General features: G+C 49.9%; 23 protein-coding genes and 1 riboswitch. Of the genes, 10 read left to right on the top strand and 13 right to left on the bottom strand.

Annotated elements, in window-relative coordinates; genetic code table 11:
* Positions 1-124 precede the first annotated feature (124 nt).
* Complete coding sequence (locus tag BZG84_RS04995) at positions 125-1759, top strand: acyl-CoA synthetase (RefSeq protein WP_077479323.1); 1635 nt, start codon at positions 125-127, stop codon at positions 1757-1759.
* Positions 1760-1801: 42 nt separating this feature from the next.
* Here BZG84_RS04995 and BZG84_RS05000 read toward each other — a convergent pair whose 3' ends face one another.
* Complete coding sequence (locus tag BZG84_RS05000; protein ID WP_077479324.1) at positions 1802-2275, bottom strand: peroxiredoxin; 474 nt, start codon at positions 2273-2275, stop codon at positions 1802-1804.
* 293 nt (positions 2276-2568) lie between these two features.
* Here BZG84_RS05000 and BZG84_RS05005 point away from each other — a divergent pair, with 293 nt between their 5' ends.
* From BZG84_RS05005 to BZG84_RS05020, 4 genes are all read left to right on the top strand, one after another.
* A complete protein-coding gene (locus BZG84_RS05005; RefSeq protein ID WP_077479325.1) occupies positions 2569-3810 on the top strand; it encodes an outer membrane protein transport protein in 1242 nt (413 codons plus the stop codon).
* A gap of 15 nt (positions 3811-3825) precedes the next feature.
* Positions 3826-6234: a VolA/Pla-1 family phospholipase gene (locus BZG84_RS05010; protein ID WP_077678010.1), complete on the top strand. Its 2409-nt coding sequence runs from the start codon at positions 3826-3828 to the stop codon at positions 6232-6234.
* A gap of 183 nt (positions 6235-6417) precedes the next feature.
* Positions 6418-6780 carry a DOPA 4,5-dioxygenase family protein gene (locus BZG84_RS05015; RefSeq protein WP_077479326.1) on the top strand — a complete coding sequence of 121 codons (363 nt, stop codon included), beginning with the start codon at positions 6418-6420 and terminating at the stop codon, positions 6778-6780.
* Positions 6777-7103, top strand: a complete 327-nt coding sequence (locus BZG84_RS05020) for a DUF4144 family protein (RefSeq protein ID WP_077479327.1) — start codon at positions 6777-6779, stop codon at positions 7101-7103. Before BZG84_RS05015 ends, BZG84_RS05020 begins: the two co-directional genes overlap by 4 nt.
* On the opposite strand, the gene BZG84_RS05025 is transcribed toward BZG84_RS05020, so the two are convergent.
* A complete protein-coding gene (locus tag BZG84_RS05025; protein ID WP_077479328.1) occupies positions 7100-7879 on the bottom strand; it encodes a TerC family protein in 780 nt (259 codons plus the stop codon). The two genes, BZG84_RS05020 and BZG84_RS05025, sit on opposite strands and share 4 nt — an antisense overlap.
* Positions 7880-8105: 226 nt before the next feature.
* On the opposite strand from BZG84_RS05025, the gene BZG84_RS05030 reads away from it, so the two are divergent.
* From BZG84_RS05030 to BZG84_RS05045, 4 genes are all read left to right on the top strand, one after another.
* Positions 8106-8654 carry a lipocalin family protein gene (locus tag BZG84_RS05030; protein WP_077479329.1) on the top strand — a complete coding sequence of 183 codons (549 nt, stop codon included), beginning with the start codon at positions 8106-8108 and terminating at the stop codon, positions 8652-8654.
* A 12-nt stretch (positions 8655-8666) separates the two neighbouring features.
* Positions 8667-8960: a hypothetical protein gene (locus BZG84_RS05035; protein WP_077479330.1), complete on the top strand. Its 294-nt coding sequence runs from the start codon at positions 8667-8669 to the stop codon at positions 8958-8960.
* Between the two features lie 98 nt (positions 8961-9058).
* Positions 9059-9490, top strand: coding sequence for a VOC family protein (locus tag BZG84_RS05040; protein WP_077479331.1), 432 nt, complete (start codon positions 9059-9061; stop codon positions 9488-9490).
* Between the two features lie 72 nt (positions 9491-9562).
* Positions 9563-11224 (top strand): acyl-CoA dehydrogenase family protein, encoded by a 1662-nt coding sequence (locus BZG84_RS05045; RefSeq protein ID WP_108743593.1) that lies wholly within the window; start codon positions 9563-9565, stop codon positions 11222-11224.
* A 60-nt stretch (positions 11225-11284) separates the two neighbouring features.
* Here the strand turns inward: BZG84_RS05045 and punC are convergent, their stop codons facing one another.
* Entirely contained in the window at positions 11285-12490 is a 1206-nt protein-coding gene (gene punC / locus BZG84_RS05050; RefSeq protein ID WP_077678012.1) for a purine nucleoside transporter PunC, read from the bottom strand.
* A 106-nt stretch (positions 12491-12596) separates the two neighbouring features.
* Here punC and punR point away from each other — a divergent pair, with 106 nt between their 5' ends.
* On the top strand, positions 12597-13496 hold the full coding sequence (punR, locus tag BZG84_RS05055; RefSeq protein WP_046073314.1) for a DNA-binding transcriptional activator PunR: 900 nt from the start codon (positions 12597-12599) through the stop codon (positions 13494-13496).
* A 1-nt stretch (position 13497) separates the two neighbouring features.
* On the opposite strand, the gene BZG84_RS05060 is transcribed toward punR, so the two are convergent.
* From BZG84_RS05060 to BZG84_RS05105, 10 genes are all read right to left on the bottom strand, one after another.
* Positions 13498-14124: a CDP-alcohol phosphatidyltransferase family protein gene (locus tag BZG84_RS05060; protein WP_077479334.1), complete on the bottom strand. Its 627-nt coding sequence runs from the start codon at positions 14122-14124 to the stop codon at positions 13498-13500.
* Complete coding sequence (locus BZG84_RS05065) at positions 14117-14788, bottom strand: ATP-binding cassette domain-containing protein (RefSeq protein WP_077479335.1); 672 nt, start codon at positions 14786-14788, stop codon at positions 14117-14119. Before BZG84_RS05065 ends, BZG84_RS05060 begins: the two co-directional genes overlap by 8 nt.
* Positions 14748-16457: an ABC transporter permease gene (locus tag BZG84_RS05070; protein WP_077678013.1), complete on the bottom strand. Its 1710-nt coding sequence runs from the start codon at positions 16455-16457 to the stop codon at positions 14748-14750. The genes BZG84_RS05065 and BZG84_RS05070 overlap by 41 nt, the downstream gene beginning before the upstream one ends.
* A 12-nt stretch (positions 16458-16469) precedes the next feature.
* Positions 16470-17624 (bottom strand): ABC transporter substrate-binding protein, encoded by a 1155-nt coding sequence (locus BZG84_RS05075; RefSeq protein WP_077479337.1) that lies wholly within the window; start codon positions 17622-17624, stop codon positions 16470-16472.
* Between the two features lie 12 nt (positions 17625-17636).
* Positions 17637-19772 (bottom strand): dihydrolipoyl dehydrogenase, encoded by a 2136-nt coding sequence (gene lpdA / locus BZG84_RS05080; RefSeq protein ID WP_077479338.1) that lies wholly within the window; start codon positions 19770-19772, stop codon positions 17637-17639.
* Between the two features lie 284 nt (positions 19773-20056).
* Positions 20057-20650, bottom strand: a complete 594-nt coding sequence (locus tag BZG84_RS05085) for a TfoX/Sxy family DNA transformation protein (protein ID WP_077479339.1) — start codon at positions 20648-20650, stop codon at positions 20057-20059.
* A 107-nt stretch (positions 20651-20757) separates the two neighbouring features.
* Positions 20758-20860, bottom strand: a riboswitch (cyclic di-GMP riboswitch).
* 180 nt (positions 20861-21040) lie between these two features.
* Positions 21041-22045, bottom strand: a complete 1005-nt coding sequence (gene purR / locus BZG84_RS05090) for an HTH-type transcriptional repressor PurR (RefSeq protein WP_077663108.1) — start codon at positions 22043-22045, stop codon at positions 21041-21043.
* 260 nt (positions 22046-22305) lie between these two features.
* Positions 22306-23082, bottom strand: coding sequence for a heme ABC transporter ATP-binding protein (locus tag BZG84_RS05095; RefSeq protein ID WP_077479341.1), 777 nt, complete (start codon positions 23080-23082; stop codon positions 22306-22308).
* Positions 23079-24116 (bottom strand): FecCD family ABC transporter permease, encoded by a 1038-nt coding sequence (locus tag BZG84_RS05100; RefSeq protein WP_077663110.1) that lies wholly within the window; start codon positions 24114-24116, stop codon positions 23079-23081. The genes BZG84_RS05095 and BZG84_RS05100 overlap by 4 nt, the downstream gene beginning before the upstream one ends.
* Positions 24116-24958, bottom strand: coding sequence for a heme/hemin ABC transporter substrate-binding protein (locus BZG84_RS05105; RefSeq protein WP_077479343.1), 843 nt, complete (start codon positions 24956-24958; stop codon positions 24116-24118). The genes BZG84_RS05100 and BZG84_RS05105 overlap by 1 nt, the downstream gene beginning before the upstream one ends.
* Positions 24959-24962: the final 4 nt, after the last annotated feature.

The raw sequence follows: 24962 nt of genomic DNA on the forward strand, positions 1-24962 counted from the left end.
GAGGCTCAGCATTGCTGGGCCTTTTTGTGTTCTCGCCACCATATCGACTTAAGTTGTATAGCGTAAGCTTGATGACATGCTAGGTTGATCTAGTTATCTAGACAAAGTCAGCAAGGAGCGCGTTATGTCAGCCAGTAACATCTATGAACTTGGCTTGGACAAAAGTCCAGCCAATTATCAAACACTGAGCCCACTCTCTTTCCTCGAGCGAGCCGCTAGCGTCTATCCAGATTATCCGGCTAGCGTTCATGGTCATTTATGTTGGAGTTGGCAGCAAGTGGATCAGCGTTGTCGCCAATTTGCCTCGGCATTAAGCCAGGCCGGCATCGGACTGGGTGATACGGTATCGGTGATGGCCCCCAATCTTCCCGAAGTCTTTGAGTTGCATTTTAGCGTGCCGATGACAGGTGCCGTACTCAATACTATTAACACTCGGCTAGAAGCGGAAACCGTCGCGTTTATTCTTGAACACGCGGAAAGCAAAGTTTTTATCGTCGACAAGGAGATGACAGCAGTCGCAAAGCGGGCATTAAAAATGATCAAACACCGTCCACTGGTGATTGCGATTGATGATCCGCTCTATCCACATGGCGAATGTATCAGTGAAATTACGTACGAGACTTTTTTAGCACAAGGCGATTGTGATTATCAGTACGCATTGCCAGACGATGAATGGCAAGCTATTTCACTCAATTACACCTCAGGCACAACCGGCAACCCAAAAGGGGTGGTCTATCATCATCGCGGTGCCCATCTGAATGCGGTGAGTAATGTGTTGTCTTGGAATATGGATGCGCACCCTGTGTATCTTTGGACGCTACCCATGTTCCATTGTAATGGTTGGTGTTTCCCATGGACGGTGGCTGCAACGGCGGGGGTAAGTGTCAGCCTACGGCATGTGCGGGCAGAGCCTATCTTTGATGCGATAAAAACCCATAAAGTGACCCATTTCTGTGGTGCGCCGATTGTGCTGAACATGATGAATAACGCAGATCCGGCGCTAAAAGCTGAGATTCACCATACGGTTAAAGCAATGACCGCAGGGGCGGCACCACCGGCTTCTGTGATTGAAGGGATGGAAGCGATGGGGATTGAAGTGACCCACGTTTATGGCCTCACTGAAACCTACGGCCCTTGTGTGGTGTGTGACTGGCAACACCACTGGGATCAACTCTCGCAACAAGAAAAAGCACGCATGAAAGCGCGCCAAGGTGTAAGGGCCCCAATGCAAGGTGGACTGATGGTTGCCGATCCGGTGACGTTTAAACCAGTGGCAAAAGATGGCGGCACGTTGGGTGAGATTTTTGTTCGCGGTAACATCGTCATGAAAGGCTACCTAAAGAATCCGAGCGCGACGGAAGATGCCATGAGTAACGGCTGGTTTCGCACTGGCGACTTAGCGGTATGGCATGCCGATAATTACATCGAAATCAAGGACAGACTTAAAGACATTATCATTAGTGGCGGGGAGAACATTTCCAGTATCGAAGTGGAAGACGTCCTGTACCGACACCCTGATATTGAAGAAGTGGCGGTGATTGCGATGCCCGATGAAAAGTGGGGTGAGGTCCCCTGTGCGTTTGTCAAAACGACCGAAGCATCAGCCGTAACTGAAGCAGACATTATTGCTTTTTGTCGAGAACAAATGGCGCACTTCAAGGCACCGAAAAAGGTGATCTTTACCGCGCTCCCGAAAACCTCGACGGGCAAAGTGCAAAAGTATGTACTTCGTCGTAAAGTCACTGAAAAGTCAGTGTAAATAACGAAGCGGTGGCGAGAAGACGCCACCGCCAGCTAACCGCTACAGCAGGGCGAGAATCGCCTCGGCACTGGAGACGTCAAAGCTTTTTGGCGCTTCAACGTTCAAATGCGTGACGATGCCATTGTCAATCACCATCGCATAACGCTGCGAGCGAATGCCCCCAAACTTACCTGAGTCCATTTCCAAGCCTAGTGCTTTGGTAAAGCTGCCATCACCGTCAGCCAGCATATGAATCTGATTGGCGTTTTGTGCTTCGCCCCACGCCTGCATCACAAAGGCATCGTTGACGGAGACGCAAGCAATCATATCGACGCCTTTTGCTTTAATCTCATCCGCTTTCACCACAAAGCCCGGTAAGTGTGACTCTGAACAGGTCGGGGTAAAGGCACCCGGCACCGCGAACAGCACAACCTTCTTGTTGGCGAAAAGGGCAGGGATATCGTGGGTTTGCATTCCTTCAGCAGTGAGTTCGCTGAGTGTGGATGTCGGTAAAGGTTGTCCTTGCTCAATCATGGTGGCTCCTTTGTCATTGTGTTATTGAACGTTGTACTCCTACCGTCGAGTTTACGCTTATTCACGCTTTGAAAATACCGCGTTTTGATGGGGTTTTAGTCTAACTCTGCGTCGATTTTGCTCAATCTCGGCATACTGGTCTTACCAATTAATAACAACTTTTACTTTGTGATCTAGGCCCTATAATCCTCAGCCTTGTCATTGATCGAGATAATTCAATCGTTTGACATACTGTTTACATACAAATAACATCCAAGTCTAAGACTAAACAAGAGACCTCGGAGGTCCGACTAGTGAACAAGAAGCAGCTCTCAACGATAGCGGTTGGCATTATCGCCGCGACTCAAGCTCATGGGGCAGGGTTTCAGGTCGCTGAACATTCAGCAACTGGCCTTGGACGTGCTTATTCTGGCGAAGCCGCCATTGCTGATAACGCATCCACTCTCGCCCGAAACCCGGCCAATATGATGTTATTAGAAAAACGCCAAGTTTCCGGTGCCATTCATATTGTTGATCCCCATATTCGAATCAAAGATAAAACCAATAACGAAGAAGCCAAAGACGTTGCGCCGGTCAAAGCCGTGCCCGCGTTTTACTATGTGTCGCCACAAACCGATAAATGGGCATGGGGTATCGGCTTATATACCACTTATGGTGTTGCAACAGATTATCCGGATGACCTTCAAATAGGTGATATTGCCGGTCATACGGATTTATTGACCACAAACCTAAACCCTGCACTTGCTTATCAAGTGAACGACAATTGGAGTGTCGGCGCAGGATTAAGCTTGGTATATGCCAAAGCAGAACTCACCCGATATAAAGGCGCATTAGCCGCTGCGCTGGGTGGAGATAAGCGAGATAACTTACTGTCGTTAAAAGGTGATGCAGTTGGTTATGGTTTTAATGTGGGCACCACCTATCACTTTAATGATGATCATCGCATTGGATTTGGCTACCGCTCTGAAGTGGCACTCGAATTTGAAGACGGTGATCTCAATACTTTTGACACAGGGATCTCTTCACCGTCGAAGGGGAAGGGTGATCTAGAGCTCGACCTACCGGAAATTTATGAAGTATCAGGGTTTCATCAGTTAACCGATGACTTTGCCATGCATTACAGCTGGAAACGGACAGGCTGGCGTTCATTTAAAGAGCTAAAAGCAACGTCTAGCCAGTGTAATGATGGCACAGCGAACCAGTGCTTTTATAAAGACGAACAATATAAAGATAACGTACGCCTTTCACTCGGCGGTACCTATCAGTTTAATGATGCGTGGACGGGGCGCGCAGGGATCGCCTTTGATGAAAAAGCGGGTAAAGCGACCCTGAGTATTCCTGATTCGGACCGTTATTGGTATTCGACTGGCTTTACCTACCAATACAATGCAGATCTAACCATTGATGCGGCGATTACCTGGATTAGAAGCCGTGATGGAAACTTTACAGAGACGAGTAAAGGTAGCGGCCCTGTAGATATTTCATCGAAAGGCGATGCGTATTTAAGCGCAGTGCAACTCAATTATACCTTTTAAAATGGGAGCCCGTTCATGTTAAAGCATTCTTTTTCGTTATCGATAGTGGCTGCTGCGCTTTTATTGGCAGGCTGTGGGGATGATAAGACCAGCTCGACCAATCCTGACTTTAATGCTGAGGTCCAAGCCCTACTTGATCGTGACACCAAGATCGATTTTACCTTACAGGGGAAAAATCAATCTGTCCCGGTGCCCACCTTTTTATTAATGAACCCAAACGACGGCACTTTAAATTTACCCACTGATGGAGATAATACACTAAGCAATCCGCGTGCGGCGATGAATACCATGGATGGTTGGTCGACTACCATGCCGTTGGTGTTCGACTTTAAAGGCGCGGGGTTGGCCGATGGCCCTGTCTCTGGCGGTGTTTATCTGGTGAAGCTAACTGAATCGCTGACTGGGGAGAATCCGCGGCCAGAAAAGGTGCTAACGCTCGGTAGCGATTTCAATGCTATCACCAGTGCGGCGACAGACACACTGACGATATTACCCACTAGCGACTTAGCACCGAGCAGTGAATACATTGTGGTGATTACCGATGAGATGAGGGATATCAATGGCAATCCCGTCGGTACGTCAACGAGCTATGCATCGCTTAAGTCGACCAATAAAGATTATACCGATACTGCGTTAGAAAAACCGGCAACGGTTATTAAAGGTGTTGAACAGCTGGCGCAGGCCGCGGGGGCTAATTCACCCATCGTCTACTCCACCTGGTTCTCCACCCAATCGGTAGGTGACAGCTTAAACTACACCAAGCTAGCGACGGCAAATGGCTTAACTGCAGGGAACCTTGCTGCTGTGTGGAAAGCGGGCGCCAACCCCAATAATGCTGATTTATCGGATGCCTACACCATCGATATTACCGGCACTCAGGATTACGATACGGCATTGGACGCCGATGCCCAGTTTACCAAGTACTTCGATCCCAATGATGCCGATAATATTAAGGCGACGCTTAAAGCAGCGTTTAACGGCGTCAATGTTAATGTGAGCAAAGGCACCATCAAGCTACCTTACTATTTGGAAACGGATAGCAACTGGAATAGCCAACCGTTTGAGTCTGCCACCCCTAGCTTGGCGAAGGTGTTGAATGCCCTGCAAGACCCTGAGCAAAAAGCGACCATTGCCGCGCAGTTGACTGAGGCGGGTGTCGATGTTGCTGTGTTAACCGGTAACGATAAATCACAGATCGTCAACGAGCTTTTCAAGTTGGCTGGTGTGACGCTAACCAAAGCCGACGGCAGTCAATTAGACCCTGAGCGGATTATTACCCGCTACAGCCCAGTGCCGCAGATTAAATCGGTGCAAGAGGTGCCCTTCTTGCTGTTTACACCAGCAACCGTTGATAGCAATACCCAACTCACGGTTTATCAGCACGGCATTACCTCGGCAAAAGAAAATGCGTACTTCTTTGCGCCTAACTTTGCCAATGCCAATCAAGCCATTATGGCGATTGATTTGCCGCTTCATGGCGAGCGTAGCTTAGATGCGAAGCGCTCTGCCAACGTGGATGTGACAGCGTACCTGAACCTTAACAACTTGGCCGTGGCGCGTGATAATGTACGTCAGAGTGCGCTGGATCTAATGGGTGTGCGTGCAGCGTTACATAACGATGAATCGAACCTCACAAATACAGTATTAGATCTAAACATTCGGAATTCACGCCTACTAGGTCATTCACTGGGCGGTATTGTTGGTACCACTGCGTTTGCGGCGGCAAACCGTGACAATGCGGCGGGCACATACTATGGTTTCTCTGCGCTAAGCGTGGCGAATTCTGGGGGGCAGATTGCTAACTTGCTTCTCGGGTCAGACAAGTTTGGTCCTTTGATTAAGCACAGCGTTGCTTTTAAAGGCAGTGCCGCCTATCAGACCTTTGCCGGTGACAATTGCACGCTCGATAATAGCGCAGAAAATAATGTGAGCTGTTACGAGACATTCGAGTCAACCGGCTCAGCAAGTGCGAAAGCCGAGGTTCAGGGTGTGATTCAGCAATTTAATTATGCCGCACAGACGCTACTCGATACCGTCGATCCCTATACAAATGCAAGCTATATTGATGGCAGCACCACGCCGATTTATATGCAACAAGTCGATGGGGATGACACGGTACCGAACAACGTCGCCTACACGGTTCCGGGCATCGTTGATAATTTCGCTGGTTCTGAGCCATTAGCGAGAAAGTTCCTTGATAAAGTGCCTAGCGAAGCAGTGGATACGGGTTCGCCTGTGCAGGCAGGGAGTAGTTCTTTTGTCACCTTTAAAGGGGAAAACGCGAGCCATAGCACCTTTATCTTCCCGCAATCGGAGGCAGTTGCTGAGCAAGCCGTGCACGCTGAAATGATCCGTCAAGCGGTTGAGTTTGGCGCTGCGGGTGCACTCAATCCGGGGAACATTGATGGCTCAGTAGTAAATTAAGTGACCGTAACGAAATAGCAGTATCCTTTATAAGCGGCTTCGGCCGCTTTTTTCTTATTATCATGACATGATGTTGTATTGACTAACGCCATGATTAAATAGCCACACCGTTCGTCACTATTTCTTTGCCTTGGTTTCACGTAAACTATTCTCAATTCCACCGTATTGAATCGAATGATGCTTATGTCTTCTTTACACGCTTTTCCCAATGTCCATCAGGCTTACCACGCGCATGTCTACTATGAGGCCGAGACCGAAGCGCAGGCGGATATTATCTATCAGGCTGCCGCTGCATCGTCACTGCCCATCGACCTTGGCCGCTTTCATCGCAAATGCGTTGGCCCACACCCAAGATGGAGCTTCCAAATCGCCTTTGATAAGGCTGCGTTTGACGAGGTGATGGCATGGCTTGAGGTGCATCGCGGTGATTTAACCGTGTTTTTGCATGGCGTGACGGGCGATGACTACATTGACCATACGGCTCACGTGGGTTGGATGGGTCCGTCTGTTGAACTCAATTTGGCCATGTTTAAGCCCAAGCAATGAATGCGTTTCTTGAATATCCAGCACTGCTGATTTGGCATGGCGATGACGAACTATCTTACGCGTCAGACTCGGCGTCGCTTGAGGCGCTGAGTGACAGCGTGATCACTGAAGACGATCGGCTGGTGGATAGCCAAGGCATTTGCTGGTTGAGCCAAGACGGGGGGCAGCACTGGCAGCCAAGTGGGCAAGTCATGCCACTTGAGCAGCTCGTGGCGCGTGTCCAAGCGCACTATGCGCAATTGGGTCAATGCTGTGTGGGAAAAATCCAGTTTAAAGATAGGGCCGCCGCCATCAAGAGTGTGGCGACGGCCCCTGAGAATTAACGGCTGTCAGCAATCCGACGTGACACTTTTAACGAAAAGTGCGGACGAATACGCTTGATGTTCAAGCGCTGCTTGTTACGCAATCGAATGTGGCAGAGCTCAAGTATCAAACCAAATGCCATCGCAACGTACACGTAGCCTTTGTTGATATGGATGCCAGCACCTTCGGCCATCAGCAGCACGCCGAGTAGCACTAAGAACAGCAAGGCCAAGGTTTTAAACCCAGGATAACGGCTGACCAGATTATTTACGGGTTCGGCCGCGATCATCATAATGATGGCGGCGGTAATAATGGCGGCGACCATCACGGGCACATCTTGGGTGAGACCGACCGCAGTGATCACTGAGTCCATCGAGAACACCGCATCTACCGCAACGATCTGCAGCAAAATCACTGCCATACCGGTGCGTACTTGTGTCGAGTGGCTCACGGGTTCGCCATGACCCAGCCATACCCACAGCTCTTTGGCACTTTTTAGCAGCAAAAAGCCACCGCCAAACAGCATGATAAGGTCTTTACCGGTAACCGGTTCCGTACCAATCGTAAACAGTGGCGCAGTCAACGACATGACCCAAGCGATGGATAGCAACAAGCCAATCCGGCTGATCACGGCAAGACCAATACCCAAGGTACGCGCGAAGCGGCGTTTCTCTTTGGGGAGACGCTCACACAATACGGAGATAAAGACTAAGTTATCGACACCCAACACCACTTCAAGGGTCAGAAGGGTAAAAAAGACCACCCAGGTTTGGGGTTCCATAAAGAGTGTTAACATACGATTACCTCCTCGTTAAAGGAAGCGGGGGAGGGCATAACACGACATCGGTCGCTGTCCATGGATTGTGATTACCTCTGTGACTAAAGAGCGCTTATATAAGCACCACTTTGGCGCCTTGGCAAGCAGAAAAACAGCGAGTTGACCAAAAATTGACAAAGCATGTAAACGATCAAACCTGTTGCTGAGTAAGACTCATCATGTTGGATTTAAAGAGGGAATAACAATGAAAAGAGGCTGGATGATTGGGTTATTGTCCTTAATGTTAACTGGGTGTTTAGGCATGCCGAAACAAGTCACTCCCGTCAACGACTTTGAGCTTAACCGCTATTTAGGCACTTGGTATGAGGTCGCGCGACTGGATCACTCTTTTGAGCGGGGTTTATCGGATGTCACCGCAACATACAGCTTACGTGAAGACGGCGGCGTCAAAGTGATTAATCGTGGCTACAGCCGTGAAGAGGGTCAATGGCAAGAGGCAGAAGGCAAGGCGTACTTCGTTGAAAACGATAAGACGGGGTACCTAAAGGTATCCTTCTTTGGTCCTTTCTATGGCTCCTATGTGGTGTTTGATTTGGATGATGATTACCAATATGCCTTTATTTCGGGTCCTGACCACGATTACCTATGGCTGTTATCGCGCACGCCAACTGTCTCGGAGTCCGTGAAAGAGCAGTTTATTGCAGCGGCGAAACAGCGAGGCTTTGCCACCGAAGAGCTGATTTTTGTCGAGCACAGCCGCACGGATCCCAAACACAAGAAAACCCAGCAGTAGAAGAGAAGCATCATGCGAAAAACAGACAAGAAGTATGACAAAGCTATTCGAGAAGCACTGACTGACGTCTGTGAGTTGACAATGGAAAAGGTCGAGGGGTTTGAATGGCTCACGCATGAGGTGAATTATCAACGCTTTCCACAAAGCTTAACCGTGCGGCTGATGTTTAAAGACAGGCAAACGCTATCTAGCTTTGAGCAAAGTGATGGCTACCAGCGCGCACTGGATGATATGCAATCTCGTCTTGCAGCTGCAGGGGTCACACTGAAAAACATTACGCGCCATGTCCAGTTAGGCACTCTGTAAGGCTGTGATTATTCGCACACTTACCGGTTGGCTGACACGCTACAGTGTGATATCGAAGCGAGGTAATGCCCCTACCGATTAAGCGAAGGAGCAACGGTATGGAAGCACGAATTAGTATCATCACATTGGGGGTTGCAGATCTCTCTCACTCTTATGATTTCTATCGCCAGTTGGGATTTCCCACGCATAGTCATCCCGAAGAGGGGATTGTGTTTTTTAGTACGGCAGGCACACGCTTGGCGCTGTACCCCATTGATGCCTTGGCTGATGACATTAAACTTGGCACAGCTGTGGCGGAGACGGGTTTTGGTGGCATTACGTTGGCCCATAACACGCGGTCCAAAGAGGAAGTGGATGAGGTGTTGGCGTTGGCAGAGCGATGTGGCGGTCGTATTGTTAAACCCGCACAAGACGTTTTTTGGGGAGGCTACAGCGGCTACTTTGCCGATCCGGATAACTACCTTTGGGAAGTCGCTTATGGCGATTGTTGGCAGTTTGATGATAACGGCAGCCTTGTCTTGGACGAGTGACAGTCATAAAGGTGAACGCGTCGTCTACTTACATGATGACTTTCGATAATGACATGGAGAGCGCAACAAGCTATGGAAAGCAAAAACCATCAATCGGATACACATGTTGTTTTTAATCAACCAAAGCCGTTGGAAAATTATAATGCCTTCACTGCGGACCGTATTTTACAGTATTGGGTCGCGCAATTTGGCGGGCAATGGGGAAAAGACCGTTTAACCTCGTTTGGTGAACGTATTGGCGGCGACCTGTTAGAGGCGGGTATGGATGCTAATCAGTTTCTGCCCACTTTCCGGCCTGTTGACCGCTTTGGCTATCGCATTGATCAGGTTGATTATCATCCTGCGTATCATCAACTCATGGCACATGCTATCGAGTATGGCCATTGCGCCATGCCTTGGTGTGAAAAAGCCTCGGGGCGTCATGTGGTTCGTGCTGCCATGGCATTTCTTCACACCCATGCCGATCCGGGCTCTGGCTGTCCGCTCACCATGACATTTGCCAGCGTACCCGCATTACAAGCTCAAGCAGATATCGCAGAAAAATGGCTGCCTAAAATCGTGAGTGGTCGCTACGATGGACGTAACATTCCTTGGTTTGAGAAAGCGGGTGTCACTATCGGAATGGCAATGACCGAAAAGCAAGGAGGATCGGATGTGCGGGCTAATACAACCTATGCAACGCCTTGTGAAGCGCCCGGAGGAGGTAAACGTTATTCACTGGTGGGGCATAAATGGTTTTGTTCAGCACCCATGAGTGATGCCTTTCTTGTTCTCGCACAAACTGACCACGGTTTGTCCTGCTTCCTGGTTCCACGTTGGCGAGAAGACGGGAGTAAAAACCCGATTCACATTCAACGTTTAAAAGACAAACTAGGAAACCAATCAAATGCCAGTTCGGAAATTGAGTTTCGTGATGCGCAGGGGTGGCTGTTAGGTGAGCCAGGAAAGGGGATTAAAACCATTATTCAAATGGTGGCATTAACGCGCTATGACTGCATGATAGGCTCTAGCGCTCTTATGGCACAAGCCACCAAAGAAGCCATTTGGCATACTGCAGGTCGTGAGGTATTTGGTAAACCTTTGCACCATCAGCCACTAATGCAAAATGTTTTGGCTGATCTGGCCTTAGAGTCAGAAGCCGCGCTCGCGCTCTCCATGCGATTGGCTCGGGCGCTTGAACAACTGGATAACCCACATGAAGCCGCCTTGGTTAGGATTGGCACGGCTATTGGTAAATATTGGATTTGTAAGCGCGCGGTACAGCATACCTACGAAGCGATGGAGTGCTTGGGTGGGGTGGGTTATGTAAACGAAAATGTCGCCAGTCGGCTTTATCGTGAGGCCCCTGTTAACGCCATTTGGGAAGGATCGGGTAATGTGCAATGTTTGGATTTACTCCGAGTGCTGACTCGAGAGCCGGATACCTTATCGGTCTTCATTGCAGAATTACGCTGTGCGACAGGGGCGAATGACGCTTTTGATAGAGCGGTAGATCTTCTGGAACGACACCTAGGTAATGCTGAGATGTTAGCTTATCGTGCTCGCCAAGTGATAGAGAAAATGGCGATACTGTGGCAAGCTGCGACACTGTTGCGTTATGGAGAACCAGACATTGCCGAGTCCTTCGTGCAAGCGCGTGTCGAAACGTCAGAATATCATCAATATGGTACGCTCCCTTCGCACATTGATATGACCGCGATCATCTCTCGCGCGATGCCGCAGTCCAGCGGATAAGCAATAAGCCACTTAAAGGCGTCCCGAAAGACGCCTTTTTAGTCTCTAAAATCAGTGGTATTACGCGGCTGCTAGCGTTTGCGCTTGACGGTTTGCATGCCAGACCAAGCCAAAGCCAATAATGACCACCGCGCAGGTTGATAGCATGACGGTGGTGACGGCGATCAAGCCGGAGGCCGCAAACGCAGACACCACGGCGCTCGCCAAGAAGCAGATCATCATTTGCAAGAAGTTCAGCAGCCCCGCAGCGGTCGCGCTACAGGATTTGAAATCTTCCAATGCGCGATTGACGACCAGTGGGTAAATGGCGCCGTTCGCCGCCGCGAGGAAACAAAACGGACCTAAAATTGCCCAGATGTTGGTGACATCGGTACGCCAGCTGATCAAAAAGATAACCACGACACTGATGACAAACAGCTTAAGCAGCCAAGGCAAGATACTGTGATCTTTAAGCTTGTTGAGGGCATGACGACAGGCATAACCACCGACGACAAAAGCAATGGTTTGTGGAATATAGCTCAGACCAATATCCGCTTCGGTATAACCCATGGCGGACATCACGAACGGTGACCCTGTCAGATAGGCAAAAAATGCTGCGGAACAACCCGCGAAAATGAGCATATTACCGATGAATTTTTTTGATTTAAAAACTTGTTGGTAGTCACTCTTAAGTTTATCAATAATTTTAGTGTCTTGTACTGGCTTAGCTAAGCTTTCTTTTTCACGTAGAGTAAGAGCAACGAAAACAAGTCCTAGTACAAATAAAACCACAAAAATACTGCGCCAATCAAAATGCTGGAGCAAGTAGGCACCTAATAATGGTGCTAGAGCTGGAGATAAGGCAACTAATGGCATGATAGTGGCGAACACTTTCTGACCCAGTTTACCCTCATAGCGATCAATGACCACCGCTTGCCAAATCACAATCGCGCTACATGCGCCCAATGCTTGAACAAGACGTGCACCGAGTAGCAGATAAATATTACTCGCAAAAAGGCATACGACAGTCGCGACAATATAAAGAAGCAAGCCGATCAATAGCGCAGGCTTACGGCCAACGCGGTCGGACAGCGGACCATAAACCAGTTGACCGCAAGCCATACCAAGCAAAAATATACTTAAGGTTAACCCAATATTTGCGGACGATGTAGCAAAATCGACTTGCATGGCTTCAAAAGCGGGCAGATACATATCAGTGGCTAAAAAGCCCAGCATACTTAACCCTGCTAGCCAGAACAGAGTGATAAACGGCACTTGTTTGTTCATTTTTTATCTCTTGATGCAAAGATTAGTGTAACAAGCAGTTTATGACTAACAATCTATGCTGTGAAACGCTATGATTTGAACATTGCTTTCAAAAAAATTGATTTGAATGTTTTCTTACCAAGATTTTCAAGTGATTGACGTGGTCGCACGGCGAGGAAGCTTTTCCGCGGCGGCCGACGAGTTGCACAAAGTGCCGAGTGCGGTGAGCTACACGGTGCGCCAGATTGAAGACAAACTGGCGGTTACCCTGTTTGAGCGGCTTCATCGTCAGGTTCGGTTGACGGCGGCGGGAGAGTTTTTTGTCTCTCAATCGCGTGAGATGATTAAGAACATGGAAACTATTCGCCAGCAAACACAACGTGTGGCCAATGGTTGGACACAAAGTGTCGCGTTAGCGCTGGACAACGTCGTGCGCGAAGATAGCGTCAATACGCTGGTGCGGGATTTCTACGATGCGTTTCCTGATGTCGAGCTGTTACTAACCATGGAAGTGTTTAACGGCGTATGGGATGCGTTGGCGGATGATAGAGCCGATATTGCGATTGGTGCCACGGCTGCCGTGCCAGTGAGCGGGGCGTTTCGCTATCGGGAAATGGGCACCCTGCGTTGGCGGTTTGTGGTGAGCCCCTCGCATCCACTCGTCCAGTGTGCCCAGCCACTGGCTAATGATCAGCTCGCGCCGTATCCAGCTATCTGTTTGGAAGACACCTCGCGCCGCTTACCGCGCCGTACCACTTGGCTATTGGATAATCAGCGCCGCCTCACGGTACCGAATTGGCACAGTGCCATGCAATGTTTTAAGGCAGGGTTAGGCATTGGTGTGATGCCTTCACACATGGCAGAAGATGCGATTGCGAGAGGAGAGCTGGTGGAGCTTGCGCTTGAAGAGCCGCTATTAAGTAGTCCGTGCTGCATTGCATGGCGCTCGGATAAAGAATCACCACCGGTGCGCTGGCTGCTAGATTACTTAGGCGATAAAGAGCAGCTGCAGCACCAGTGGCTATAAGCTAGGAGGAGGGCGTATCGAGCGTACGCAACGTTTGGTACCCCGCCCAGACTCGTGTTGCTGCGGTAATTAAACAGGCTGCGCCAAAGATGCCGGCAATCCACGCCATGTATGTTGGGAAAAGGCACATTAACACAAAACTCGCGATGGTCTCCGTTCCTTCGGTGATCCCGCCGATGTAATACATCGACTTATTGGCGTAAACCGGGTTATCAATCTGGTGTTTGCTGGCCATAATTGCAAACGCTAAAAAACTTGCGCCAGTCCCCATAAAGCAAAACAGCAAAAAACTGGCGGCGATGGCGTTATTGGCCGGATCGGCTAGGGCAAAGCCAAAAGGAATGGCCGCGTAGAAGATAAAATCGAGGGTAATATCTAAAAAGCCCCCCGCGTCCGTGAGCCCTTGCTCGCGGGCGAGCGCACCATCAAGGCCATCAAAAAGTCGGTTGATGATAATAAACACAAGCGCCAGCCAATACATTTGCAGCGCGAGAGCGGGCACGGCCAGCAAGCCAATCAAAAAGCCTGAGAGCGTGACGGTATCGGGTTTTAGCTCCCATTTTGTAAGCCGCACCGCTGCCTGCTTCAATGGCCAGCGGATCACCGTGATGGCGTAACGATCAAGCATTTTGCATCTCCTCTTGCGGTGCGGAGTCAGTCGGGCGAGCCGGCCAATTTAAACAGCGGCTCTGATCCGCAATATCCTCGGCATCATGCGTCACAATCAACGCAGGAATGTTTCGCTGCGCAATTTGCTCAAACACAAAGGCCCGAAAATCCCGTCGTAGCGGCTTATCCAGCTTACTAAAGGGTTCATCAAGCAAGATAGCATCGGGCGCGGCGAGTAATGCACGCAACACACTGATCCGCGCGCGCTGCCCGCCGGAGAGCTGGCTGGGGGCATAATCGGCAAACTCCGCTAAATTGACAGACCCTAATGTTGCGATAGCTTGATCACGTTTTTGTACTTTGTTCATCGAGGATGGCAACGCAAACGCCAAGTTTTGCCACACATTTAAATGTGGAAACAGTAAATCATCTTGAAACAGAATCCCGATACGGCGCTGCTCCGGCGGCAAGTGATCAAAGGGTTCACCATTTAAGGTTAGTTGGCCGCTGTAATGCATGGGCGGTTGAATGTGTCCTGCCAATACGCTCAGCAGGCTCGATTTTCCGCAGCCACTGGGACCCATTACGGTGAGTATTTCTCCCGGGGCGACCGAGAATGACAAATCACGCACCAAGCATTGATCAGGCGCGTTTATGGTGAGTTGGTTGACACACAGTGTCATGGTGTTCAGCTCCTGAGATAGTTGGTGTTGATGTAGGTAAAAGACGGCGTTCAGCCACGCGGCTCAGCACAGTGGCTAAGGCGAAAACAATGAGAGGAAGCATCGCTTGCATCAGCCCATACAGGCCACTGATACGGCGATCGAGGCCGCTCGATAAGCTAACCGCCTCTGTGGTCAGGGTATTAATGCGTCCCGCGCCCAGCAATTGTGTGGGTAGGTATTGTGCCAAACTGACACTCGCGCCGACCGCCCACGCCAAAATAATGGCGGGCAAAAGGAGTGGCAGTTTCACTCGCCACCATGCAAGCGTGGCGCTGACACCGAGGCTTCTGGCGGTTTGCATAAGACGCATATCAAATTGCTGCCACGGCCCATCGAGTGCGAGGTACACATAAGGAAACGCGAAAAAAATGTGAGCCCAAAGGGTTGCCGGCACGTGCCACTGGCCGGGAAGGCTATACACCGCCACCTGAATACCGAACAAGATAGAGAGTTGAGGAACCAATAATGGAATAGCGATGATCGCTCTCGGCACTGAGCGTTGCTGATTGACTGACCGTTCCAGACATCCGATGGCAAATAGCAAGGCGACACTGGCGCTGATCACCGCCAGAACAATACTGTTCCCCGCCAATGACCACACATAGCTAAGCTCTTGCTCCCAAAACCGTAAGCTATATCGGCTGGGTAGCCAATCGGGAAATGACCAGCGCAGCGCGAATGACCACATCAGCAACACAGGCATAATTGCAAGGGGAGTGATAAACACCGGCCACCAGAGTGATTTGCCGGGTAACCATGCGTGGCGGCGGCCCGTGTATTGCCAGCGATTGAGACATTGGCAACCAAGCCACGCCAAAAAGCGAAATAGCAATAAGGCTAAGCCACACAGAACAAATAACAGCAGGGCACCGGCTGATGCTCTGGGAAATAGTGCTAAATCCGGGTCATTAAACCACTGCCATACCAATACCGCATAGGTAGGCGGCGTATTCGGCCCAAGGATCATCGCCACATCAACCACTGACAGGCTGTAGGCGATGACGGCAAAAATCGGGAAACGCATTTTGGCCAGCCAAAGCGGAAGAATGACTTTTAACCAGGTTGCGGTGCGGTTATACCCGAGACTGGTTGATACCATCGTCAGTCTAGACACATCAATTTGACGCAGCACCGATAGACTCATCAATAGTAAAAACGGAGTTTCTTTTAGCGTCAGCGCCAAGGTGAGCCCAATAACATAAGGGTCTTGTACCAGCGCCCAAGTCACGGGTTGATCGCCGAGAAGGGGAGTTAACAGGCGAAATAGCCAACCCGACGGGGATAGCAGCAAAACCAGACCAATCGCAAACGCGACGTGTGGTAATGCCAGTAGCGCAGGCAAGCGTGCACTGATCTTTTGCCAAATAGGCGTGTGCCAAGTAGCCTGTAAAATCATAAAGCTAAGTGCCACCGCGAGCAGGCTACTGCCTAACCCCGAGATGAGCGTTAGCTGAATAGATTGTGATAGCCCCGGCCATGCCATGACAGCTTGCCAGCCGCTAAAGTTAGCCTCTGTCAGCCCTAGTGTGGGTAAGAATGCAAAGGCGGTCGCGAATAAGCCGCCCACCCCTGGCAACAAGGGTAGGCAGCACACCGTTAGGGTAATGGCAAACAGCAAACGTGCCATATCAACCTCTTTCTATTGGCCGTAGCGTTTCAGCCAAGCGCGCTCAAGCGCGGTTTGCCAGCTTGGGTGTGGCTCGGGTTGGGTGTTAAAGCGGCTAACTTCGGCGGTGTCAGGCAGCTTCACGACGGGTGGATCGCCCCATACTTGGGTATCGGCTTTGCGCAGCTGTGCCTTTTCGCTCATTAAGAAGTTGATGGCGACCATGGCACCGGCTTTGGCATTGGCGTTGTATGGAATCGCCATAAAGTGAATGTTAGACAGCGCGCCTTGGTCAAAGGCAAACGCACGCGCTGATGGGGCAAGTTTTCCAGAGGCCACCGCCGCTTTTGCTGCATTGGGGTTAAACGCTATCGCGACGAGAAGCTCACCATCGTCCAACAATTGGATAGTTTCAGCACTACCCGATGGGAACTGCGCGCCTTCGCGCCAAGAGACTTGGTGCAGTTGGTCGAGATAGCGCCACAATGGTGCGGTCACGGCGTCAAAATCCACCTCATCAACCGGCAAGTAAAGTGCCTCGCGGCTGTCCGTGAGCTCGAGTAACGCCGCTTTCAGAAAACTGGTGCCGTGAAACTCAGGGGGTTTGGGGTAACTAATACGGCCAGGGAATGCTTTAGCCAAACTTAACAGTTCGGCGAAAGAGCGAGGTGGGTTGGCCAAGGTTTTCTGATCATGGATAAACACCAGCTGTCCCACCCCCCAGGGTGCTTCGAGGCCGTCTGTAGGCTCCGTGAAGTCTTCTTCAACCGGTAAGCTTTTATCGACAATTTGCCAATTGGGGAGCGTGCTGACAAAAGGGCCGTACAGCAAATCATTTTCCTTCATCGATTTGAAGTTTTCGCCGTTAATCCAAACCATATCGACACTGCCGCCGCTATCCTTACCGGCGGTCTTTTCGGCAAGCAGGCGATTGACGGTTTCAGCGATATCCGCCACTTTGACATGTTTCAGGGTGACACCGTAATCGCGTTGTAACTCGCGGCTTGCCCAGCGCAGGTAAGCATTGATCTCTTGATTGCCGCCCCATGCGTTAAAGTAAACAGTTTGACCTTTGGCTTGTTGCTCAATACTTTCCCAACTGTTGTTTTCCGCGCTTGCAGAGGCAGTAAAACTGGCAGTACTCGCAATTGCCAATGTTAACGCCGCTATCCAGTGTTTCATTGTCATCTTCCTTTTCAATTAGTGACGCATCCAACGATGATATTTTTCGACCCAGTTAAGCAGCTTCTCGGGTGCATGGGCTTGTTTCCACATTCCAGCGGTATACTTCACCGCTTCACTCATGGTTGGATACGGATGGACGGTGCCCAAAATTTTATTCAGTCCTAACCCGTGCCGCATGGCGAGAGTAAATTCTGCGAGCAAGTCGCCTGCATGCTCGCCAACAATAGTCACCCCCAGAATGGTATCTTTTCCTTTCGGTGTCAGTACCTTAATAAAACCGTGGTCATTTCCATCAGCGATCGCGCGATCCAGATCATCAATGCCGTAATAGGTCACTTCCACCTCTTGCTGATTGGCTTTGGCTTCTTTTTCATTGATGCCCACACGCGCGACTTCTGGCGATGTATAGGTCGCGGAAGGCATTACTGAATAGTCAGCACGAAAGCGTTTAAATTGCCCGAATAGTGCATTCACGGCGGCATACCACGCTTGGTGGGCACTGGCGTGGGTGAGCTGAAACGGCCCCGCTACATCACCTACCGCATAGATATTCGGATAGACGGTTTGCAGATACTCGTTGATTTGAATAGTGCCACGCTCGGTCACTGGAATATCGAGCTTTTCGAGACCAAATCCTTTGGTGTTGGCACTGCGCCCTAACGCGACTAGCACCGCATCAAATGAGACAGACTTCTCACCGTCAGGGCCATCGAGTAACGCGATTTGCTCATTATCACTGTGTTCAAATGCTTTGACTTTGTGCTGTGTTAAAACCGTGACACCGTCACGCTCTAACGCCTGCTCAACTAGCTGTGCGGCATCTTTGTCTTCACGGCTAAGAAGTTGGTCAGCCATTTCCGCGAGCGTCACTTGGCTGCCTAAGCATGAAAAGCTTTGCGCCAATTCCGCGCCAATGGGGCCACCGCCTAAAACCAACAACCGTGGTGGCAGCTCAGCCAGAGACCAAATCGTATCCGAGGTGTAATGCGTGACCTCAGCCAAACCGGGAATCGGGGGCAGCATGGGGCGTGCGCCTGTGGCAATCACGATGTTGCGAGTGGTCAGTCGCTCGCCGTTCACCTCAACTTCCCATGGCGAAACGATGTGCGCTTCACCTTGCACACACTCCACGCCGAGTTTGGTGTAACGCTCGACCGAATCGTGAGGCTCAATGTGGGTTATAACCTGTTTAACCCGTGCCATCACGGCCGAAAAATCAACAGCTGGCGTTTGGGTATGAATGCCAAACGTTTTGGCCTTGCCAATTTCTCGCATGGTTTTTGCCGCGCGTATTAGCGCTTTTGAGGGAACACATCCGGTGTTTAGGCAGTCTCCTCCCATCGAACCTTTTTCAACCAGCGTGACTTTTGCTTTTACCACTGCAGCGATATAACTCGATACCAAGCCGCCTGCACCGGCACCAATCACTACCATATTGCGGTCAAACTGTTGGGGTTTGTTCCAACCTTGATAGCGTTTACGACGCGTGATCCAAGCCATGACCCACTTTGCCAGTAGTGGGAAGACACCCAGTAAGGCGAGAGAGCCAAGCACCGACGGAGACACCACATCGCCGAGTGCGTCGATTTGGGCCAGTTGGGTCCCTGCATTCACGTATACCGCGGTGCCTGGCAGCATCCCTAACTGGCTAACCCAATAGAAGGTGCGGGTTTTGAACGAGGTTAGTCCCATCACCAAGTTAATCAGAAAAAACGGGAAAATCGGGATCAGGCGGAGGGTCAACAGATACAAGCGACCGTCTTTCTCTATGCCGCGATTAATGGTGTCGAGCTTACTGCCAAATTTAGCTTGGACCCAGTCACGTAGCATAAAACGGCTGACCAAGAAGGCGAGGGTAGCGCCAATCGAGCTGGCAAAGGAGACCAACACTAATGCCCACCAAAAGCCAAAGAGTGCCGCGCCCAATAGACTGGCCACTGCCGCACCCGGTAAGGACAGGGCGGTCATCACCACATAGCCGACAAAAAACACCAGGCTTGCGATGGTCGCGTTTTCGATAATGTAATCATTCAATGCCACTTGTTGTGCTTTGGCGTTTTCAAGCGTGAGCCACTGGCTGAGATCTAAACTGAACCAAAGTGTTACAAGCGCCACCACCACTAAACCAAGCAATATCTTTTTTACTGGCATACTGTGTCTCGTCCGATAGTAAATGGGTCCCAGTTATTACTTTAGGTACTGTAGCTGAATTAACTGGCTGATTTGTCGGTTACATTGAGGAACTGTGTCCTTAATCGTACCTTTAACCAGACCCGACCGATCGCAAGAAACTTTCGCTATTAGTCAGAAATTAGTTTGAATGATGATTTATTGAGCGTTTAGCTCGTTCAGAAAAAGCGACACCGCCATAAAGGCGGTGTTGGACGCGAACATTGCTCACAAAAAAGGTAGAGAGGTATGGGGGTTGTGAGGAATTAATTTTCTAAATGTTGTAATAATTCTTGGCGACGTTGGGGTGGAACCACAGACCAATGCTTGCCAGTAATCGCACCTTCTAGTGACCACAGTAACTCCAAGCTTAGCTCTTTTTCATGCGCAGAAAGGAGCGCTTTATAGGCATTGACGGCACCTTGTTGCTGTAAGCTTTCAGGCGTCTCAATACCTGCTTTTTTCAGCATGCGCTCGGTCGCGAGCCGTAAATTAGGCAAGTCTTTTAAACGAGACGGTGCGGCTTGTTTTTTCAAAGTACGATCGCGTGTCGCGACATCCAGCGCTTCTTTGGCTTCAGTGAGCAGTTTATCTTGGTCATCCCACCAGTATTCAGGAATCGCAAAATATTTCGTCACAACGGGAAAGCCCCGCTTTTTATACACGTAGGGTGATAAGCCTTGTTTTTTTAATAGTGCTTCGTTTTCTTTTCCAGCACGTAAATGGAGAGTGTTGTTAACGACAAGTGCGAACATGGTGTCTTCACAAAAGATACCAAACCCACCAAACATTGAACGGGACTTTATACTGCCCAATTTGGCAAATAACTTCATTGCGTTCTTTAAAGCTGGTTTATCCATTTGATTAAAATCTCGATGAATTACTAATGCCTAAAAAAGACGTCATAATGTAACAAGGCAAGATCGCAGAATTGTCAACGAGCCATCAAATTTGTCAGCTTTGATATGTTGGCAACCCCGCTACCGTTGATATTTTGACATCATGTCAAATTACCATTAGGCCGGAGGCTTTGCGTCCCATGCTTTCGCCATGGTTTGCCTTGTTCAATCGCTATTAAGCATATAATAATTAGACACCGATGTCGTCCTCTCCTATTACGCAAAGTGTGATCTTGGTTCAGGGTGGGTGTAATTGATGAACTAGAGTAAAAGCACTATAGGAAGAGTAGTCGCGTAAAAAAGCACCGCCAAGGCATTGACGGTGCTCTTCATAAAAATTTCGTTAAAACATTAAGATAGTGTTTTAACTGACTGTCGACTCACTAGTGCAGGTTGCATTTCGAACACTTGCTGTTGAGTCTCGTTGTTGGCAATTCGCGCGAGCAAGAGCTTGACGGCCGTTTTGCCTAGGCGGCGTTTGGGCTGGTGAATAGTTGTCAATGGTGGCGAGAAATACTCGGTGAGATCAATATTATCGTAACCAATCACCGATATATCATCTGGCACTTTCAAGCCGTGCTCGTTAAATGTACTAATGGCCGCTAATGCCATAATGTCATTAAAACAAAACACAGCGGTCGGGCGGTCTGACATTGTCGCTAATTGCTTCGCTGCAATTTGCGCTTGATCGGCTTCAAAATCTGCCTCAATCAACCAATTTTCATTTACTGGAATGTTGGCTTCTTTTAACGCGCGGAAATAACCGTTTAAGCGATGCTTACAGGTATTTTTATCCATTTGGCCAGAAATGCAGCCAATCCTAGTATGACCATTATCAATAAAGTGTTTGGTAGCAAGGTAACCGCCCAATTCAGCGTTATCTTCTATACGGTCTGTATCGATATGATGACTGCCCCAATCCATCACGACCATAGGCAGATCGCGTTTTTTTTCTAATAACAGCATCAAATCTTCGTTGAGGTCAGAGCACACCACAATGAGTCCGTCGACGCGTTTTTCAGACAACATACGCAGGTAGTCGCGTTGCTTTTCAAGGTTACCCTCGGTATTGCAGAGAATCAGCGTGTAGCCTTGCTTATAGCAATAGTCTTCCACACCGTGAACCAGTTCGGCGAAAAAGGGGTTGGTGGATTTAGTCACCAACATACCCAGTGTACGTGTTGTATTGCACTTCAAGCTTCGCGCCACAGCACTTGGGGCGTAGTTCAATTCTTCAACCGCTTGCCATACTTTCTCAGTCGTCTTCTCTGCGACAAAGCGGGTTTTGTTTATCACGTGCGACACCGTCGTGGTCGATACACCGGCGAGACGCGCGACATCTTTAATCGTTGCCATCTTGATTCTTCTTTGTAGTAATGCGTAGGGATCGTTACTCGCGACCTTACAGAAAAACGCCGCTGTTTCTCAGCGGCGATGTCTTTCACAATCCCGGCACATCAGACGGTTGCGAAGGTAACGAATCCGATTTCATCCATTCTCATAGCTAATCGGTTGCGCTCTCAGTTTACTTAGGTTGGCGCACACTCGCAATTGGTCTGATCAGCGAAAACGGACCAACAGGCGGTTTTGTGAGCCAGCTATGATGTATTTGTCAATTAAGACACGATCAGTGGGCAGTTATGCTCTGGGTGCGTCAATACGGTCAGCGGGTATTGGTAGATGTCTGCCACTCTATCACTACTAAAACACTGCCACGGATCGCCGGATAGGACGATTCGACCTGCTTTCAGAAAATGCAGTTGATCGGCGTATTGCGCCGCCAAATTCAGGTCGTGCAACACTACGAGTACTGTCATTCCTTGGTCAGCGAGTGCTCGACAGCGCTTTAGGGTGTAATGTTGATGGGTAATATCTAAGGCCGAAGTGGGTTCATCCAGCATCAGAATCGCTTGATCCGGTGCGGTTTGTGCCAGCTGTAATGACACGCGCGCCATGTGTACGCGTTGTTTTTCACCGCCAGACAAAATCGGATACGGTCGATGAGCAAGATGGCTAATATCCCATGCCGTTAGTTGCTCGTTAGCCAGGGCCGCGATCTGTTCTCGGTTTGCCTTTAGTGGTGTCGCCCCCATCTCGACCACTTCTTGTGCTGAGAATGCAAACGTGAGCCCGCTATGTTGGGGCAGGAAGGCAACTCGTCGGGCAAATTCTTCGCCTTGCCACTGGCTCTTTGGCTGTTGCCAAAACTGCACACTGCCATGTTGATGTTTGTCGCTAATCAATTGCTTTAACAGTGTACTTTTCCCCGCACCATTCGGCCCGAGTAAAACGTGTAACTGGCCGGCAGTAAAGGCGAGATTAATCTCGCTTAGCAGTTGACGGCCGTTAAGCGCATAGCTGAGCTTGGAGATTTGAAGGGCAGAATCTGTCATTCGTGAACCACTGCTTTTCGTTGTTGAATAAGAAGCCATAGAAAGAAAGGAGCCCCCATTAGGGCGGTAATAATGCCAACCGGCAATTCGGCGGGTGCGACAATGACACGGGCAACAATGTCGGCCAAGGTCAGTAACAGGGCACCAAGAATGGCTGATAAGGGCACCAGTGTGCGATGATCCGGGCCGGCAATTAAACGTCCAATGTGTGGGATCACTAGACCCACAAAGCCGATAAGACCGGCAGCACTTACCGCAATGCCCATTCCCGCCGCAGTCACAACAATGAGTAGGCGTTTTAAATGGTGTACATCAATGCCCAAATACGCCGCTTCGTTTTCACCGAGCAAAAGGGCATTTAAGTGGCGTGCGCGCTGGTAGGCAAATACCGTGAGTAAGCATGCAGCGATGCCAGTGAGAACAATCTGTCCCCAAGTCGCACCGGTCAGTGACCCCATCGACCAAAGGGCGATGTCTCGTAACGTTTGATTATCCGCAACATAGTTAATCAAGCCTAATGCAGCGCCGGACAAAGCACTGATCGCAATGCCCGCTAGCAACATGATGGTTACCGAACTGCCCATGGCCGTTGTGCCAATTCTGTATACAAATAGGGTTGCCAGTAGTGCACCGATAAACGCAAAGGCAGGCACCGAAAACACAAAGCTGGCCTCGATACTGCCCCAAGAGAGCAATAGCAAGCCCAGTGCGCCTCCTAATGATGCGCCGCCAGAGACACCGATAATACCCGGGTCAGCGAGCGGGTTGCGGAAAAGCCCCTGCATCAAAGTGCCGCAAACGGCGAGCAATGCACCGATAAAAATACACAGCAAGGTTCGAGGTAATCGAACTTGTTGAACGATGGCGAGCACATGCGGCTCAATATTGTCATGCCAAGGGGTTAAGCTCTGTAAACTGGTCAGCCAGCCAAGTTGCCATTGTCCCACCGCAATAGATGTTATCCCTACGACGACAAGTGCGACGATGAGCGCCGGAAAAACATGCGACTGTGAGGATCGAAAAGACGCTTGCATTAGTCGTTCTCTCCAACGACAGCGCGCTGAATACGAATGGCTTCATCCAGTGATTTCAAGCTAAGCCCTCCCACTAATACACTGCCGTCAATTGGAATAATTCGCTGCTGTTGGAATGCGCGCGTGGCATTGAGTAAAGGCACGGCATCAGCGAGCCCTTCAACACCGCCTAGCTGGTCGAGAGAACGCTGCATGACCAAGATAAAGTCTGGATCAAAGCCAAGTAACGCTTCTGGCGACAGTGGTTTATAGCTACTGAGCGCCGCGGCGGCAGGGTTAGTCGCACCCATCAGCGACAACAAGGTATCCGGTGAGGTATTGGCTCCCGCGACACTGGCAGGACGTCCTTGGTGAACCAAAAGAAAGACACCTTTGAGCGAGGTTTTAGGGGCATGCGCTCTCAATGTCGCAAGCTTGGTGTCTATATCGGCCAGTAAGGCTGCGGCTTTGGACTCTGTATGAGTCAGGCTCGCGACTTTTTTAATCCGTGTTTTGAGTGTCTCGACGCTGGGTTCACTAGACAGTCGAGCCACGGTTACCCCTGACGCTTCGATTTTCTCCAAAACCGGGGTAGGGCCCATTTCATCTGAGCCTACGACTAGAGTCGGTGATAAAGACAGCACACCTTCGACGGCAAGTTGGCGGTGGTAGCCGACATTCGGCACTTCTTTGTTCGGAAGATGGCTGGTGACATCAATGCCAACTATCTGTTCTGTCGCGCCTAATTCAACCAGTAAGTCTGTTACACCAGCCCCTGCGCTGACTATGCGTGGTGATGCTGTGACTGAGAGTGAGAGTAGTGCAGAGACGAGGGCAAGCAGTCTAACCGCGGCAGTTGCCATGATG

Origin of the sequence: Salinivibrio sp. PR932 (assembly GCF_001996125.1) — a bacterium.
Taxonomy (GTDB): domain Bacteria; phylum Pseudomonadota; class Gammaproteobacteria; order Enterobacterales; family Vibrionaceae; genus Salinivibrio; species Salinivibrio proteolyticus.

What these genes read in the sequence shown, in the direction of transcription:
- BZG84_RS04995 (WP_077479323.1), top strand. Translation starts at nt 125, where the DNA reads ATGTCAGCCAGTAACATCTATGAACTTGGCTTGGACAAAAGTCCAGCC.
- BZG84_RS05000 (WP_077479324.1), bottom strand. Translation starts at nt 2,275, where the DNA reads ATGATTGAGCAAGGACAACCTTTACCGACATCCACACTCAGCGAACTC.
- BZG84_RS05010 (WP_077678010.1), top strand. Translation starts at nt 3,826, where the DNA reads ATGTTAAAGCATTCTTTTTCGTTATCGATAGTGGCTGCTGCGCTTTTA.
- BZG84_RS05015 (WP_077479326.1), top strand. Translation starts at nt 6,418, where the DNA reads ATGTCTTCTTTACACGCTTTTCCCAATGTCCATCAGGCTTACCACGCG.
- BZG84_RS05020 (WP_077479327.1), top strand. Translation starts at nt 6,777, where the DNA reads ATGAATGCGTTTCTTGAATATCCAGCACTGCTGATTTGGCATGGCGAT.
- BZG84_RS05025 (WP_077479328.1), bottom strand. Translation starts at nt 7,879, where the DNA reads ATGTTAACACTCTTTATGGAACCCCAAACCTGGGTGGTCTTTTTTACC.
- BZG84_RS05030 (WP_077479329.1), top strand. Translation starts at nt 8,106, where the DNA reads ATGAAAAGAGGCTGGATGATTGGGTTATTGTCCTTAATGTTAACTGGG.
- BZG84_RS05035 (WP_077479330.1), top strand. Translation starts at nt 8,667, where the DNA reads ATGCGAAAAACAGACAAGAAGTATGACAAAGCTATTCGAGAAGCACTG.
- BZG84_RS05040 (WP_077479331.1), top strand. Translation starts at nt 9,059, where the DNA reads ATGGAAGCACGAATTAGTATCATCACATTGGGGGTTGCAGATCTCTCT.
- BZG84_RS05045 (WP_108743593.1), top strand. Translation starts at nt 9,563, where the DNA reads ATGGAAAGCAAAAACCATCAATCGGATACACATGTTGTTTTTAATCAA.
- punC (WP_077678012.1), bottom strand. Translation starts at nt 12,490, where the DNA reads ATGAACAAACAAGTGCCGTTTATCACTCTGTTCTGGCTAGCAGGGTTA.
- punR (WP_046073314.1), top strand. Translation starts at nt 12,597, where the DNA reads ATGTTTTCTTACCAAGATTTTCAAGTGATTGACGTGGTCGCACGGCGA.
- BZG84_RS05060 (WP_077479334.1), bottom strand. Translation starts at nt 14,124, where the DNA reads ATGCTTGATCGTTACGCCATCACGGTGATCCGCTGGCCATTGAAGCAG.
- BZG84_RS05065 (WP_077479335.1), bottom strand. Translation starts at nt 14,788, where the DNA reads ATGACACTGTGTGTCAACCAACTCACCATAAACGCGCCTGATCAATGC.
- BZG84_RS05070 (WP_077678013.1), bottom strand. Translation starts at nt 16,457, where the DNA reads ATGGCACGTTTGCTGTTTGCCATTACCCTAACGGTGTGCTGCCTACCC.
- BZG84_RS05075 (WP_077479337.1), bottom strand. Translation starts at nt 17,624, where the DNA reads ATGACAATGAAACACTGGATAGCGGCGTTAACATTGGCAATTGCGAGT.
- lpdA (WP_077479338.1), bottom strand. Translation starts at nt 19,772, where the DNA reads ATGCCAGTAAAAAAGATATTGCTTGGTTTAGTGGTGGTGGCGCTTGTA.
- BZG84_RS05085 (WP_077479339.1), bottom strand. Translation starts at nt 20,650, where the DNA reads ATGGATAAACCAGCTTTAAAGAACGCAATGAAGTTATTTGCCAAATTG.
- purR (WP_077663108.1), bottom strand. Translation starts at nt 22,045, where the DNA reads ATGGCAACGATTAAAGATGTCGCGCGTCTCGCCGGTGTATCGACCACG.
- BZG84_RS05095 (WP_077479341.1), bottom strand. Translation starts at nt 23,082, where the DNA reads ATGACAGATTCTGCCCTTCAAATCTCCAAGCTCAGCTATGCGCTTAAC.
- BZG84_RS05100 (WP_077663110.1), bottom strand. Translation starts at nt 24,116, where the DNA reads ATGCAAGCGTCTTTTCGATCCTCACAGTCGCATGTTTTTCCGGCGCTC.
- BZG84_RS05105 (WP_077479343.1), bottom strand. Translation starts at nt 24,958, where the DNA reads ATGGCAACTGCCGCGGTTAGACTGCTTGCCCTCGTCTCTGCACTACTC.